This window comes from Pseudomonas sp. BIGb0381, from assembly GCF_024809815.1.
Classification (GTDB): Bacteria; Pseudomonadota; Gammaproteobacteria; order Pseudomonadales; family Pseudomonadaceae; genus Aquipseudomonas.
Window position 1 is genome coordinate 1 of the sequence record NZ_JANUEN010000011.1, and the last position, 15,030, is coordinate 15,030.

A 15,030-nucleotide genomic window follows, 5' to 3' on the forward strand; every position below is an offset into this window, starting at 1 on the left:
TAAGATTTACGCATATCCAAACACCTCAGATTTGGGCGCTATCATAGCGCCCGATTGAAGTGTCCAAAATCATTAGGCCAGTTCAGCTTGCCCCCTCCCACAGGGTTTACCGCATTTTCAGGGTTAGCCGATGGTCATCAGGCTGGCATTACCGCCGGCAGCTGCGGTGTTAACGCTCAACGCACGCTCGATCACCAGGCGTTCCAAGGCAATTGTTGTTTCGCCTTGGGACAAACCATGTACCCCGACAATCGCGCCACCACGTTGGGCCACTTGCTGGCACACCGCACGCAGTTGGTCGGAATCCCCGTGATGGAGAACGGCGTCAAACACCACTTCGTCCTTGGTCCAGTCGGCCACGCGCTTGATTTTCGCCTGAATCTCCTTGGGCAAGCGTGGGAACACGGCTTTGGTCAGGTCGGTTTCCGGCCATACCGCCGAACCGCCGACGGCCAATACCGCCGCCAGTTGAGTCAACAGATCGCCTTCCACGTCCGCCAGGCACAGTACGTGCTCGCGAGGCAGGATGGCGTAGCTGTTGCGCTCGCCGGTCGGGCCAGCCAACTGACGGGTGATACCGCTTTGGGATTGCGCGGCGAACTGGCTGCACAGGGCACTCAGCTCGCTGAACTTATTGCTGTCGGCCCAGGTTTTCAGGGCGGTCAGCGGTTGACTCATGGCGTCGCGCAGACGTACATCCGGTGCCGCCAGTTTGTCGCCACGTACGAAGGATTGCTCGATCGCATCGGTAGGACGGGTCGACAGCAAGCGGTACAGGTACAGCGGACCACCGGCTTTCGGACCAGTGCCCGACAGGCCTTCACCGCCGAATGGCTGCACGCCGACCACGGCACCGACGATGTTGCGGTTCACATAGACGTTACCGGCATTGACGTTGTCGATCACCTTGGCGATGGTCTCGTCGATACGGGTATGCACGCCCAGGGTCAGGCCATAGCCGGAGGCGTTGATCTGGCCGATGAGCTGGTCGATCTCCTTGCGCTTGTAGCGCACCACGTGCAGCACCGGGCCGAAGATCTCCCGTTGCAGTTCGTCGAAGCTTTCCAGCTCGATCAGGGTGGGCATCACGAAGGTGCCGCGCTTGATTTCTTCACCGTCGGCAATCGCCACCTGGTACACATTGCGGCCTTTGTCGCGCATGGCCTGGATGTGTTTCTCGATGCCGGCCTTGGCTTCGGCGTCGATCACCGGACCGATGTCCACCGACAGGCGCTCCGGGTTGCCCAGGCGGCATTCAGCCATGGCGCCCTTGAGCATTTCGATCACGCGGTCTGCGGAGTCTTCCTGCAGGCACAACACGCGCAGGGCCGAGCAACGTTGACCGGCGCTGTCGAAGGCCGAGGACACCACGTCGATGACCACTTGTTCGGTGAGTGCCGAGGAGTCGACGATCATTGCGTTCTGGCCGCCGGTTTCGGCGATCAGCGGGATCGGACGGCCCTGGGCATCCAGGCGCCCGGCGACATTGCGTTGCAGCAGGCGCGCGACTTCGGTGGAGCCGGTGAACATCACGCCTTTGACGCGATCATCACCCACCAGGCGGGCACCGACGCTTTCACCCTGGCCCGGCAGCAATTGCAACACGCCTTCCGGAATACCCGCTTCCAGCAGGATGCGCACGGCTTGGGCGGCGACCAACGGGGTTTGCTCGGCAGGCTTGGCCAATACCGGGTTACCGGCGGCCAGTGCGGCAGCCACTTGCCCACTGAAAATCGCCAGTGGGAAGTTCCACGGGCTGATGCACACCACAGGGCCCAATGGGCGGTGCGCGTCATTGGTGAAGTCGTTGCGGGCCTGCACCGCGTAGTAGCGCAGGAAGTCCACGGCTTCACGCACTTCGGCGATGGCGTTGGCGAAGGTCTTGCCGGCTTCGCGAGCCAGCAGGCCCATCAGTGGCTGGATCTCGCCCTCCATCAGGTCGGCGGCACGTTCCAGGATCGCGGCGCGTTCGGCGGGCGGCGTGGCCTGCCAGATCGGGCCAGCGCTGATGGCGCACTGGATCGCGTTGTCGACGTCTTCGACGGTGGCTTCTTGCACGTGGCCGACCACGTCACGCAGGTCGGACGGGTTCAATACCGGTGCCGCCGCTTGATCGCTGGCGGCGCAACCGAGCATCGGCGCGGCCTTCCAGTCGTTGTGCGCGGTGGCCAGCAGGGCGCAGGACAGCGATGCCAGGCGGTGTTCGTTGGCCAGGTCGATACCGGCCGAGTTGGCGCGGTCGCTGCCGTACAGGGCACGCGGCAGCGGGATACGCGGGTGCGGCAGGCCGAAGCCGCCTTCCAGCGTCGCCATCTGCTCGATGCTGGCCACTGGATCGGCCACCAGCTCCTGGATCGATATGGACTGGTCGGCGATGCGGTTGACGAACGAGGTGTTGGCGCCGTTTTCCAGCAGGCGACGCACCAGGTAAGCCAGCAGTGTTTCGTGAGTGCCGACCGGTGCGTATACGCGGCATGGACGGTTGAGCTTGCCTTCCGAAACCTTGCCTACTACCTGCTCGTACAGCGGTTCACCCATGCCGTGCAGGCATTGGAACTCGTACTGGCCGGGGTAATAGTTCTGACCGGCGATATGGTAAATCGCCGACAAGGTATGGGCGTTGTGCGTAGCGAACTGCGGGTAGATGACTTCCGGTACCGACAGCAGTTTGCGTGCACAGGCAATGTAGGAAACGTCGGTGTACACCTTGCGGGTGTATACCGGGTAGCCTTCCAGGCCTTCGACCTGGGCGCGCTTGATCTCGCTGTCCCAGTACGCGCCTTTTACCAGGCGGATCATCAGGCGATGGCGGCTGCGGCGCGCCAGGTCGATTACGTAGTCGATCACATACGGGCAACGCTTCTGGTAGGCCTGGATCACGAAGCCAATACCGTTCCAGCCGGTCAGTTGTGGCTCGAAGCACAGGCGCTCGAGCAGATCCAGCGACAGCTCCAGGCGGTCGGCTTCCTCGGCGTCGATGTTCAGGCCGATGTCGTATTGCTTGGCCAGTAGGGTCAGGGACAGCAGGCGCGGGTACAGCTCATCCATCACCCGTTCGTACTGCGCACGGCTGTAACGCGGGTGCAGTGCCGACAGTTTGATGGAGATGCCCGGGCCTTCATAAATCCCACGGCCGTGGGAGGCTTTGCCGATGGAGTGAATGGCTTGTTCGTACGAGGCCAGGTATTTCTGCGCGTCGTGTTCGGTGAGTGCGGCTTCACCGAGCATGTCGTAGGAGTAGCGGAAACCCTTGGCTTCGAATTTGCTGGCGTTGGCCAGGGCTTCAGCGATGGTTTCGCCGGTCACGAACTGCTCGCCCATCAGGCGCATGGCCATGTCGACGCCCTTGCGGATCATCGGCTCGCCGCTTTTGCCGATGATGCGGCTCAGGGACGAGGTGAGGCCGGCTTCGTTATGGGTGGCGACCAGTTTACCGGTCAGCAGCAGGCCCCAGGTGGCGGCGTTGACGAACAGCGACGGGCTGTTGCCCAAGTGCGGATGCCAGTTGCCGGTGCTGATCTTGTCGCGGATCAGGGCGTCGCGGGTGCCTTTGTCCGGGATCCGTAGCAGCGCTTCGGCCAGGCACATCAGGGCCACGCCTTCCTGGGACGACAGCGAGAATTCTTGCAGCAGGCCCTGAACAATACCGGCACGGCCGCCGGCACTCTTCTGATTGCGCAGTTTTTCGGCAATCGAAGCGGCGAGCTTGTTGGTGGCTTCGGCCATTTGCACCGGCAGGCGGGCCTGCTCGATCAGCATTGGCACCACTTCCGGCTCAGGGCGACGGTAAGCGGCGGTGATCGAAGCGCGCAGGACGGATTGCGGCAGTATGCTCTCGGCGAACTCAAGGAAGCACTGGTGGGCGTGGTCGGCCTGGACTTCGCCGGCGTCCTCAGCATCCTTGTTGCTCAAGCCATTGAGCTCGGTCAGGGTTGCGCCACCCTCCAGTTTCTCCAGGTAATTGAAAATCGCCTGCTTGATCAGCCAGTGCGGCGTGCGATCAATGGAGGTCGCGGCCGCCTTCAGGCGTTCGCGGGTCGGGTCGTCGAGTTTGACCCCAAGGGTGGTCGTAGCCATTTTCTTATCCTCATGGGTGCCACTACCGAGTGGCATCAGCTGGCGGCAAGATTAGCTTTGCGCAGGAAGAGGTGCAACCGGGTGCAACCCATTTTGTTCATGATTTTTTCGACAGTTGATCGGAAAAAAACCGGCCTTCGACGGAATCCGCTTTGCCTTGGTGCGTTTGCTTCTGAGATCGGCTGTTCTTGCTCCGAAAAGGAGCAAAAAAGCGGCGTTTTACGTGTTTTACACTTGGGTGCAACTTATTCCCAAGAAACTGGTTGCACCTTATTTGCTTTGTTGAATAGCATTCGCGCCCAAGGTGCAACCGACTGTGTGGTCTGGTTCATCGGCTGGCGGCTTTCCTGGGGAAACGTCAGTCATAAATGCGCGGCACTCAGTTACGTTTACCTACTTCCAGTAGGTGGCCTTCTGACAGACCGCCGCTACATAAAAACAAAGCCAGGGCGTCACTCATATGAGCGTTAGTAATCCAACCCTGATCACGTTCGTGATCTACATCGCAGCAATGGTGCTGATCGGCTTCTTGGCCTATCGCTCCACCAACAACCTTTCCGATTACATCCTGGGCGGTCGCAGCCTTGGTAGCGTGGTGACTGCCTTGTCAGCCGGTGCTTCCGATATGAGCGGCTGGTTGTTGATGGGCCTGCCGGGCGCGATCTACATGTCCGGCCTGTCGGAAAGCTGGATCGCCATCGGCCTGATCGTCGGTGCCTACCTCAACTGGCTGTTCGTGGCCGGTCGCCTGCGGGTACAGACCGAGCACAACGGCGACGCCCTGACGCTGCCGGATTACTTTTCCAGCCGTTTCGAAGATAAAAGCGGCCTGCTGCGGATCATCTCTGCCGTAGTGATCCTGGTGTTCTTCACCATCTACTGCGCTTCCGGCATCGTGGCCGGTGCCCGCCTGTTCGAAAGCACCTTCGGCATGTCCTACGAGACCGCGCTGTGGGCCGGCGCTGCGGCGACGATTGCCTACACCTTTGTGGGTGGTTTCCTGGCAGTCAGCTGGACCGACACCGTACAAGCCACGCTGATGATCTTCGCGTTGATCCTCACGCCGATCATTGTGCTGCTGGCCACCGGTGGCGTCGACACCACCTTCCTGGCCATCGAAGCCAAGAACCCCGACAACTTCAACATGCTGAAAAACACCACCTTCATCGGCATCATCTCGCTGATGGGCTGGGGCCTGGGTTACTTCGGCCAACCGCACATCCTCGCGCGCTTCATGGCGGCGGATTCGGTGAAGTCGATCGCCAACGCGCGTCGCATCTCCATGACCTGGATGATCCTGTGCCTGGGCGGCACCGTGGCGGTGGGCTTCTTCGGTATTGCTTACTTCTCGGCGCACCCGGAAGTGGCAGGCCCGGTGACTGAAAACCCTGAGCGTGTGTTCATCGAGCTGGCCAAGATCCTGTTCAACCCATGGGTTGCTGGTGTCCTGCTGTCGGCCATCCTCGCGGCCGTCATGAGCACCCTGAGCTGCCAGTTGCTGGTATGTTCCAGCGCCCTGACCGAAGACTTCTACAAGACCTTCCTGCGCAAAAGCGCTTCCCAGGTTGAACTGGTGTGGGTCGGCCGCTTGATGGTACTGCTGGTGGCCTTGATCGCCATCGCCATGGCTGCCAACCCGAACAACCGTGTGCTGGGCCTGGTGAGCTACGCCTGGGCCGGTTTCGGCGCTGCGTTCGGCCCTGTGGTGCTGATCTCGGTGATCTGGAAAAACATGACCCGCAACGGCGCACTGGCCGGCATCCTGGTCGGCGCGATCACCGTGATCGTGTGGAAGCACTTCGAACTGCTGGGCCTGTACGAAATCATCCCAGGCTTCATCTTCGCCAGCCTGGCGATCTACGTCGTGAGCAAGCTGGGCGCGCCGACAGCCGGTATGGTCGAGCGCTTTGATGCGGCGGAAAAAGACTACAACCTCAATAAGTGATTCGCCGGGCGCTGAGCGCTCAATGAATTAAAAGAAGGCCCGCGTCCTACGGATGGCGGGCCTTTTTTTTGCGTGCGATTTGAGCTTGATTGAGTAGGACTCCTACGCTCGCGCGTAGGGTTTTACTGATTTGTTTGGGGCGCGCTCATCAGCGTGGAACGGTGGTGCAGAATCTCCCGCCCACCCCCTCGCAGAGAAACACCGGATGTTCGCTCCTGCCAATCAAAGTGCCTTTACCCTGACCCTTGACGGTGTGCCAAGTGAACTCAAGGTGTTTGAGTTCCAGGGCCGCGAAGCCATCAGCCAACCGTATCGTTTCGATCTTGAACTGGTCAGCGAACAGCCCGACCTGGACTTGGAAAACCTGCTGCATCGCCCGGTGTATCTGGGCTTTGATGCTCACGGCCATGGCGTCCACGGCTTGGTTTATCGGGTGGCGCAGGGCGACTCCGGGCGACGGCTGACGCGTTACCAGATCAGCCTTGTGCCGCAGTTGGCCTATCTCGCGCACAGCAGTCACCAGCGGATCTTCCAGCACAAGACGGTGCCGCAGATCATTGGGCAGGTGCTGGCGGAGCAGCGGCTCCATGCCGACCAATTCGAATTTCACCTCAGTGGTGCCTATCCTGAGCGCGAGTATTGCGTGCAGTTTGGCGAGAGCGACCTGGCCTTTATTCAGCGGCTGTGTGCCGAACAGGGGATTCACTATCACTTCCAGCATTTGCCCGGAGGGCACCTACTGGTGTTTGGCGATGACCAGACAGTTTTCGCCCGGCCCGATCAACCTACGCCCTATAAGCCGGGCTCCGGGATGGTGGCGGATACGCCGGCCATCAAGCGCTTTGCGCTGCGGTTGGAAACCCGCACCACAGCGGTCACTTTGCGTGACTACGACTTTCTCAAGCCGAGCCTGGTGCTGGAGAGTGGCGTGGTCGGTGAACAGCTTCCACGGTTTGAGGAGCAGGCCTACCCCGGTCATTTTTCCGATCGACCCTACGGCAAATACCTCGCGCAACGTGGCTTGGAACGGCACCGTAGCGACTATCGAATAGCCCGTGGTAACGGTGATGACCCCGCAGTGACCAGCGGTCGGTTCCTCAAATTGACCGGGCATCCGCGGGACGAATGGAATGACTTGTGGCTGGTGACGCAAGTTACCCACGAAGGCAGGCAGCCTCAGGTTTTGGAGGAGGCTGTCACCGAGGTTGGCGGTGGAGATTTTCTTCAGGGGTATCGCAATGAATGTGTGGTGACTCCGTGGGACGTGATCTTCCGCCCGCCCTTGCCTGAGCAGTCGCGGCCGGCGTTGTCGGGTTATCAAAACGCGGTGGTTACCGGCCCCGTCGACAGTGAAATCCACTGCGACGAATACGGTCGGGTCAAGGTGCGGTTGGCCTGGGATAGCGCTGGGGAGCATGACGATCATTCCAGCTGCTGGCTGCGGGTGGCCAGCGGTTGGGCCCATGACCGCTATGGCTCGGTGCTTATCCCGCGAGTGGGTATGGAAGTACTGGTGGGATTCGTCAACGGGGATATGGACATGCCGCTGGTGATGGGCTGCCTGCCGAACGCGGCGACGCGGGTTCCCCTCGATCTGCCGGCAGACAAGACCCGCAGCATCTTCCGTAGCCAGAGCAGCCCCGGTGGTGGTGGCTACAACGAACTGCGCATCGAAGACCGCAAGGGCGCCGAGGAGATCTACCTGCGCGCCCAGCGGGATTGGACCCAGCATGTGCTGCATGACCAGCAGGTGCAGATCGACAATCAGCGCCGCATCAGGGTGGGCGGTGAGTCGCACCATGAATTGCAAGGCGAAGAGCAGCGCATCACCCATGGCAACCGTTTGACGGAACTCAAGCAGGACGACCATCTGGTGGTTGGCGGATCGCAGCAGATGCGCGCGGGGCGGACCATCCAGATTGGCGCCGGGCAGAGCGTCGTTATAGACGCGGGTGCGACCGTGACAATCCAGGCCGGTGGGCAGTCGATCACGCTGTCGGCAGAGGGGATTTTCAGCAGCACGCCCATTCAACTGGGAGGCGCGCCTGCTCCGGCGGCGTCACCCTTGATGCCGGGGGTGAAAGCGGCGTTGCTGGCGGTTATGCCCGCACCGCTGAGCCGGATACAGGTCGCCAGCCTGAAACGGAACGCGCCATTTTGTGAAGAGTGCCAACGCTGCAGTGATGGGCAGTGCGGTCTCCCGTTCCATTCAACCTTAAAAGGAATTTACCCTGATGTCCCAGCCCTTGACCCCCAATGACTGGCTAGCACAATGCCCTCTACTCCCCAATGAGCGGCTTTACGTGGTCCTTGGCCGTGCCAGTGACGCGAAGCCGCTGGCTGCGTGGCAAGTCTCGGCCATCGGGATGTCGCCTCAAGCGCTCTGGGCAGGCACGGCCTATGCCGGGTGGGATGAGGTGATGCCCTACGCAGGGGTTGTCGAACCCGACAGTGCCTTCCTCGATTGGATCGCAACCACTGACGCCTCGGATTGGGGTTGGCTGGCGGTATCGTCCAGCCCGTTGGAAGTCGTAGTTGCTCACCTGCAAAGCCTGACCAAAATACTGCTTCCCGATGAGCGGAGCGTGTTCCTGCGCTTCTGGGATGGCGCTCAGTTTCTGCCGATTGTGCAGAAGCTGGGTGATGAAATCGGCGCGGTGTTGCCGGTGTTCCAACGGTATCTGATCAACGGCCAGCCGCTGAGCGTTGCGACGCCGCCAGTCACGGCGGCCAAAGCCAGTCCTTGGTGGCGAGTGCCCGAATCGCTATTGGAGCACTTGGCCGCGCAATCACCACAGACCCTGATCGACAACCTGCTGCAGTGGCTTGAAGAGCAGCGCCCCGACCTGTATGCCGCCTTTACGCCGGCGACCTTGCAGCACAAGGTCGCCTACTTCGTACGCGGCGCGGATATCAGCCCTGAAGCGCTGGCTGGCTACCTGGACTCAGAGTTGAGTTGAGGCCAGCGCCTGTTGCAGGTCGTCGATCAGGTCTTCAATCGCTTCGATACCCACCGACAGGCGAATCATCTCCGGCTTTACACCTGCCTTGGCCTGTTCCTGCTCGTTCATCTGCCGGTGAGTGGTGGAGGCCGGGTGGCAGGCCAGGGACTTGGCGTCGCCGATGTTGACCAGGCGCTTGAAGATTTGCAGCGCGTCGTAGAAGCGCACACCGGCATCAAAGCCGCCCTTCAAGCCGAAGGACAGGATCGCCGACGGTTTGCCCTGCATGTATTTCTGCGCCAATGCGTGGTGCGGGTGGTCCGGCAGGCCGGCGTAGCTGACCCACTCCACCTCGGCATGGCCTTGCAGGAACTGTGCGATTTTCAGGGCGTTTTCGGTGTGGCGCTCCATGCGCAAGGCCAGGGTTTCCAGGCCTTGCAGCAACAGGAAGGCATTCATCGGTGCCAATGCGGCGCCGGTGTTGCGCAGTGGCACGGTACGGGCACGGGCGATGAAGGCGGCGGGGCCGAATTTTTCGGTATAGACCACGCCGTGATAGGCCGGCTCGGGCTGGTTGAGGCCGGGGAATTTATCCGCGTATTTCGTCCACGGGAACGTCCCGCTGTCGACAATTACACCGCCCAGGGAATTGCCATGGCCGCCGACGTATTTGGTCACCGAGTGCACCACGATGTCGGCGCCGAAGTGGATCGGTTTGCACAGGATCGGCGTGGCCACGGTGTTGTCCACCACCAGCGGCACGCCACGGGCATGGGCAACGTCGGCCAGGGTCTCGATGTCGATGATATTGCCCGCCGGGTTGCCGATGCTTTCGCAGTACACCAGCTTGGTGTCGTCGTCGATCAGTTCGGCGATGGCTGCGGCGGAGTCATCGCGGGCGAAACGCACATCCACGCCAAAGCTCGGCAGCAGGTGGGCGAACAGCGTGTAGGTGCCGCCGTAGAGTTGCGGTGTGGTGACGATATTGTCGCCCGCCCGGGTCAACGTCTGGATGGCATAGTGGATCGCCGCGCTGCCGGCCGAGACGGCCAGGGCCGCGATACCGCCTTCAAGGGCGGCGATGCGCTGCTCCAGCACATCGTTGGTGGGGTTCATGATGCGCGTGTAGATATTGCCGGGCACGTCCAGGTTGAACAGGTCGGCGCCGTGTTGGGCGTTATCGAATTCGAAGGCGACGTTCTGGTAGATCGGTACGGCGACGGCCTTGGTAGTCGGGTCCGACTTGAAGCCGTGGTGCCGCGCGATGGTGGCGTCTTTCATGATTGTTATTGACCTCCCTGGAGTGGTGGAAGGCCACAATAAATCCACCCTGGCGGCGGCATTTAGATTTTTTTCAACTGGCCGCCTGCGTTTGCGACATAAGCACCGCCCGGCATGCGGCCCTGCACCTTTGCGCCCGTAGAAGGTAAACTTCGCCCCCTGCGCAGGAGCAACCATGAATTATCGTCACGCCTTTCACGCCGGCAACCACGCCGATGTCTTCAAACACCTGACCTTGACCCGCCTCATCGCCCTGATGTCGCGCAAGGAGCAGCCGTTCGCCTACCTCGACACCCACGCCGGGATTGGTCTGTACGACCTGCAAGGTGACCAGGCCAACCGCACGGGTGAGTACCTGGAAGGTATCGCGCGCTTGTGGGGCGCCGACGATCTGCCGCCGCTGACTGACGACTACATGCGCGTGCTGCATGAGATGAACCCCGATGGCCAGTTGCGCTACTACCCAGGCTCGCCGGAGCTTGCGCGCCGCCTCACGCGTCCCCAGGACCGCGTATTGCTCAATGAAAAACACCCGGAAGACGGCGTGCTGCTCAAGGACAACATGAAGGGTGATCGTCGGGTCAAGGTGCACTTGGGCGAAGGCTGGCATGTGCCGCGCGCGCTGTTACCGGTGCCGGAAAAACGTGCGTTGATGCTGATCGACCCACCGTTTGAAAAGCTCGACGAAATGCAGCGCTGCGCCGCGTCCCTGAAGGAAGCTGTCAGTCGTATGCGCCAGACCGTCGCAGCGATCTGGTACCCGGTGAAGGACCAGCGCATGCTGCGTCGCTTCTACCAGGACCTGGCCGGCACTGGCGCGCCGAAGTTGCTGCGCGTGGAATTGCTGGTGCATCCGCTGGACACGCCCAACACCCTGACCGGCTCGGGCCTGGCGATTGCCAACCCGCCGTGGGGCCTGGAAGAGGAATTGCGTGAGTTGTTGCCGTGGCTGTCCAGGAAGCTTGGCCAGACCCAGGGTGGGTGGCAGATGGATTGGCTTATTGCCGAGTAACCAAGTCTGGCGCCAACCCAATGTGGGAGGGGCGGTGCGCCCCTCCCACATTTTGATTTGCGTCGGTTTTAGATCGGGCAGGTCACACCGGTACCGCCGATCCCACAGTAGCCCTGCGGGTTCTTCGCCAGGTACTGCTGGTGATAAGCCTCGGCGAAGTACACCGTTGGCGCTTCTTCGATTTCGGTGGTGATGGTGCCCAGGCCGGCTTTGGACAATTCGGCTTGATAGGCATCGGCACTGGCCTGCGCCGCCGACAATTGCTCAGGCGTGGTCGCATAGATCACCGAGCGGTACTGGGTGCCGATGTCGTTACCCTGACGCATGCCTTGGGTCGGGTTGTGCAGCTCCCAGAACATCTTCAGCAGGTCTTCGTATTTCACCTTGGCCTGGTCATAGACCACCAGCACCACTTCGCTGTGGCCGGTCAGGCCCGAGCAGACTTCTTCATAAGTCGGGTTCGGCGTGAAACCGCCGGCGTAGCCGACCACGGTGCTGACCACGCCATCGCGCTGCCAGAACTTGCGTTCGGCGCCCCAGAAACAACCCAGGCCGAAGATCGCGAAGCCGACGTCGTCGACGAACGGGCCCAGCAGCGGGTTGCCGTTGACGAAGTGCGTCTCCGGCAGGTTCATTGGGGTTTCACGACCAGGCAACGCTTGTTCTTGAGTAGGCAGCACGTTTTTGTTCACCAGAATTTCCGAGCGCAAGACCATGAGCAGTCCTCTCGTCAGGTTGAGTTAGCGGTAAATTTCAGACAGCCAGTGTGCCCGAGTGTTACAGCGCTGTCAGGCGATTGGCCCGCGCGGGTAGCGTCTAAGCTTCTCGAGCAGCTCTGCACCGGGGATCGGCCGGTCGAACAGGTAGCCCTGGCCAACGTCGCAACGGTGCCGACGCAGGAACGCCAGTTGTTCGGCGGTCTCGATGCCTTCGGCCACCACCTTGAGCTTGAGGTTGTGGGCCATGGCGATCACGGCTGAGGTGATTTCCATGTCGTCCTGGTTGTCCGGGATTTCGTGGATAAAGCTGCGGTCGATCTTGATGATGTCGATGGGGAATTTTTTCAGATAACTCAGCGACGAGTAACCGGTGCCGAAGTCGTCCATGGCCAGGGTCAGGCCGAAGCTCTTCAGCTGGTCCAGTTGCAGGCGCGTGTCTTCGGTCGCTTCCAGCAGCAGGCCTTCGGTCAGCTCCAGCTCCAGCAGGTTGGCCGGCAGCTGTTCTTCCTTGAGGATCGTGGCAATCGAGGCGACCAGGTCCGGGTCGGAAAACTGTTTGGGCGACAGGTTGATTGCTACCTGCAAATTGCCCATGCCAGCGGCGCTCAGTTGCCTGCTCATGCGGCAGGCCTGGCGCGCGATCCATTTGCCGATCGGGATGATCAAGCCGGTTTCTTCGGCGACGCTGATGAACTGATCGGGGCGGATCATGCCTTTTTCCGGATGGTTCCAGCGCAGCAGCGCTTCCATGCCCAGTAAACGGCCGCTGCGCAGGCACAGCTTGGGCTGGTAGAACACGTCCAGTTCGTTCTGGGTCAGGGCACGACGCAGGTTGTTCTCTACGAACAGCTTGTAGCTGGCCTCGGCGTTCAAGGCTTCGGTGAACACCTGTACCTGGTGTTTGCCGTTGGCCTTGGCTTTGTGCAGGGCCAGGCCGGCGTTGCGCATCAGGGTCTGCGGGTCGCGGCCGTGCAGCGGTGCACAGGCCAGGCCTACGGAGCCGGTGACGCTGATCAATTGGTTGTCGACGAACATCGGTTTGTCGAGCGTCGCCAGCAGCTGGCTGGCGACCTGCTGGCCGCTTTCCAGGTCAGTGTCGTCCAGCAGCACCGCGAATTCGTTACTTGCAAAGCGCGCCAGGCTGCCGCCGGTACTCAGGCTGTTGCGCAGGCGACGGGCCAGGCTGATCAGCAGCTTGTCGCCGGTCTGGTGGCCAAGGCTGTCGTTGATGCGCTTGAAGTTGTCGATGTCCACCAGCAACAGGCTGATCGGGCTGTCGCTGTCGCGGGCAAAGCGCTCGTCGAGGTTACGGATAAACGCCGGACGGTTGCCCAGGTTGGTCAGGTTGTCGGTATAGGCCAGGCGCTCGATGCGCTGCTGGGCCAGTTTGGTCTGGGTGATGTCTTCGTAGATGCCGATGTAGTGGGTCAGTTCACGGTTATCGCCGTAGACCTTGGAGATCGACAGTTGGCCCCAGTAGGGTTCGAGGTTTTTGCGTCGGCTCTTGAACTCGCCCTGCCAGCTGTTGCTCTGGGCCAGGCTCGATGGTGCGTCGAACAGCAATTCGCTGAGGTTTTCCAGTGCTGGCAAATGTGCCAGGCGGTGGCCGTGGACTTCTTCGGCGCTGTATTGGGTGATCGCGGTAAAGCTTGGGTTGACGTACTCCACCACGCCGTCGCAGTTGACCAGCAGAAAGGCATTGGCGCTTTGCTCCACCGCGCGCTGGAACAGGTGCAGGGCGCTGGTGGCGGTACGGCGGTTGTGGTTGTTGATCACTTGCGCGAATTGGTCGGCCAGCTCGCCGGCAAAGGCAATTTCATCGGCCTGCCAGGCACGCGGGCTGCCGCCCTGTTCCAGGCACAGCACGCCGACCACCTGGCCATCGACACGGATACTCGCATCGAGCATCGCGTGGACGTCCCTGGCGCGCAGGTTTTCGACCATTTCACGGGTGCGGGGGTCGCGCATCGCGTTGGTGGCGTCGATGGCGCGGCTGGTGTGCAGGGCTTCCAGATAGTCCGGGAAGCAGCTTGCGTCGATCGGCTCAGGCAGGTGGTGCCGTTGGTCGTCGCGGTGGTAGGCCGAGATCGGCACCAGGCGCTGGCCTTCGAGGTTCCAGATGCTGGCGCAGTCGATCTGGTAGATGTCACAGGCGCTGCGGGTGATCAGCTCTGCGGCTTCCTGCAGCGAATTGTTGACGGTGTAGCGCTGGCGGGCCAGCAACAGGATCAGCTCCTGCTGGGCACGCACCCGCTCCAGGTGCTGCAGTTGTTCCTGCTGGGCGCGCTGATTGAGCTCCAGGGCGATCTGCAGGCGGCTGTTCTGGCTCTCCAGGTCCGCTGTGGGGGCGGGTGGGGGGATTTCACTGAACAGCCCGTCTACAACCATAAGGTAGCCGCGCAGCAGGTGGCGATTGTGCTGTTTGTAGGCTTCGCCCATTTCCAGCAGGCTCAGGGGGCCATCGTTGGTGTGCAGGGTATAGCGCACCAGGTAGTGAGGGCTCTCGCTCAGTTGCTGTTGGATGGTGTCGTGCAGTTGATAGCGTGCCTGAGGCTCCATCAGGCTGGCGAAGGGGGTGCCGAGCAGTGCACACAGCTCGACCGCCGACAGGCCGAATTGGCGCTCGCAGTTAGGGTCGAGGTACAGAAGGGCCCAGCTTGCCTCATTAAGCCGCTCGAAACGCAGCATACCGAGGCGCGAAGGCACCGGTAACTGCGTCACTACCTCGGCCGCCATACGGGCGACATCGGGTTGGCTTTTCATGGGGGGGAACTCACTTCAAATAACGCGTACGGCGCCGGGCTCACGCCCTCTTTACTGTTGCCTGCGGCAAGGTTGCATCATGCGGCGCGGGCTGACAAGAGAGGATGAAGGCTAAGTGCTATAAGGGGGTTATCGGCCGGGCGGGGGAATTCTTCAGTCAGGATGACAGAAGGTGTACAACCCTGTTCTGTCTGTAAAGAAAAGCAAAAAAAGCCCCGCCAAATTGACGGGGTTGAGGTACGAGCGTGGCGCTCGGAAATCGGTGCAACCAGGCCTCCCCGATGAAAGGGA

The 15,030-nt window shown here is 61.3% G+C and carries 8 protein-coding genes; 4 read left to right on the top strand and 4 right to left on the bottom strand.

What is annotated here, in order from left to right; translation table 11 throughout:
- Nucleotides 1–123 precede the first annotated feature (123 nt).
- Nucleotides 124–4,077 carry a trifunctional transcriptional regulator/proline dehydrogenase/L-glutamate gamma-semialdehyde dehydrogenase gene (putA, locus tag M2397_RS24565; protein ID WP_259244647.1) on the bottom strand — a complete coding sequence of 1,318 codons (3,954 nt, stop codon included), beginning with the start codon at nt 4,075–4,077 and terminating at the stop codon, nt 124–126.
- A gap of 460 nt (nt 4,078–4,537) precedes the next feature.
- Here putA and putP point away from each other — a divergent pair, with 460 nt between their 5' ends.
- The 3 genes from putP to M2397_RS24580 all read left to right on the top strand — a co-directional run bounded on the left by putP (nt 4,538) and on the right by M2397_RS24580 (nt 8,982).
- Nucleotides 4,538–6,022, top strand: a complete 1,485-nt coding sequence (putP, locus tag M2397_RS24570; RefSeq protein WP_259244648.1) for a sodium/proline symporter PutP — start codon at nt 4,538–4,540, stop codon at nt 6,020–6,022.
- 205 nt (nt 6,023–6,227) lie between these two features.
- On the top strand, nt 6,228–8,282 hold the full coding sequence (locus M2397_RS24575) for a type VI secretion system tip protein VgrG (RefSeq protein WP_259244649.1): 2,055 nt from the start codon (nt 6,228–6,230) through the stop codon (nt 8,280–8,282).
- Nucleotides 8,257–8,982 (top strand): DUF4123 domain-containing protein, encoded by a 726-nt coding sequence (locus tag M2397_RS24580; RefSeq protein ID WP_259244650.1) that lies wholly within the window; start codon nt 8,257–8,259, stop codon nt 8,980–8,982. The genes M2397_RS24575 and M2397_RS24580 overlap by 26 nt, the downstream gene beginning before the upstream one ends.
- Here the strand turns inward: M2397_RS24580 and M2397_RS24585 are convergent.
- Nucleotides 8,968–10,245: an O-acetylhomoserine aminocarboxypropyltransferase/cysteine synthase family protein gene (locus M2397_RS24585; RefSeq protein ID WP_259244651.1), complete on the bottom strand. Its 1,278-nt coding sequence runs from the start codon at nt 10,243–10,245 to the stop codon at nt 8,968–8,970. The two genes, M2397_RS24580 and M2397_RS24585, sit on opposite strands and share 15 nt — an antisense overlap.
- Nucleotides 10,246–10,420: 175 nt before the next feature.
- Here M2397_RS24585 and M2397_RS24590 point away from each other — a divergent pair, with 175 nt between their 5' ends.
- On the top strand, nt 10,421–11,257 hold the full coding sequence (locus M2397_RS24590; protein WP_131696826.1) for a 23S rRNA (adenine(2030)-N(6))-methyltransferase RlmJ: 837 nt from the start codon (nt 10,421–10,423) through the stop codon (nt 11,255–11,257).
- 68 nt (nt 11,258–11,325) lie between these two features.
- Here M2397_RS24590 and msrA read toward each other — a convergent pair whose 3' ends face one another.
- Together msrA and M2397_RS24600 are read right to left on the bottom strand one after the other, a co-directional pair.
- Nucleotides 11,326–11,973: a peptide-methionine (S)-S-oxide reductase MsrA gene (gene msrA / locus M2397_RS24595; protein ID WP_131696825.1), complete on the bottom strand. Its 648-nt coding sequence runs from the start codon at nt 11,971–11,973 to the stop codon at nt 11,326–11,328.
- 72 nt (nt 11,974–12,045) lie between these two features.
- The gene (locus M2397_RS24600; RefSeq protein ID WP_131696824.1) at nt 12,046–14,739 is read right to left on the bottom strand and encodes a bifunctional diguanylate cyclase/phosphodiesterase; all 2,694 of its coding nucleotides are present in this window, start codon (nt 14,737–14,739) and stop codon (nt 12,046–12,048) included.
- Nucleotides 14,740–15,030 lie beyond the last annotated feature (291 nt).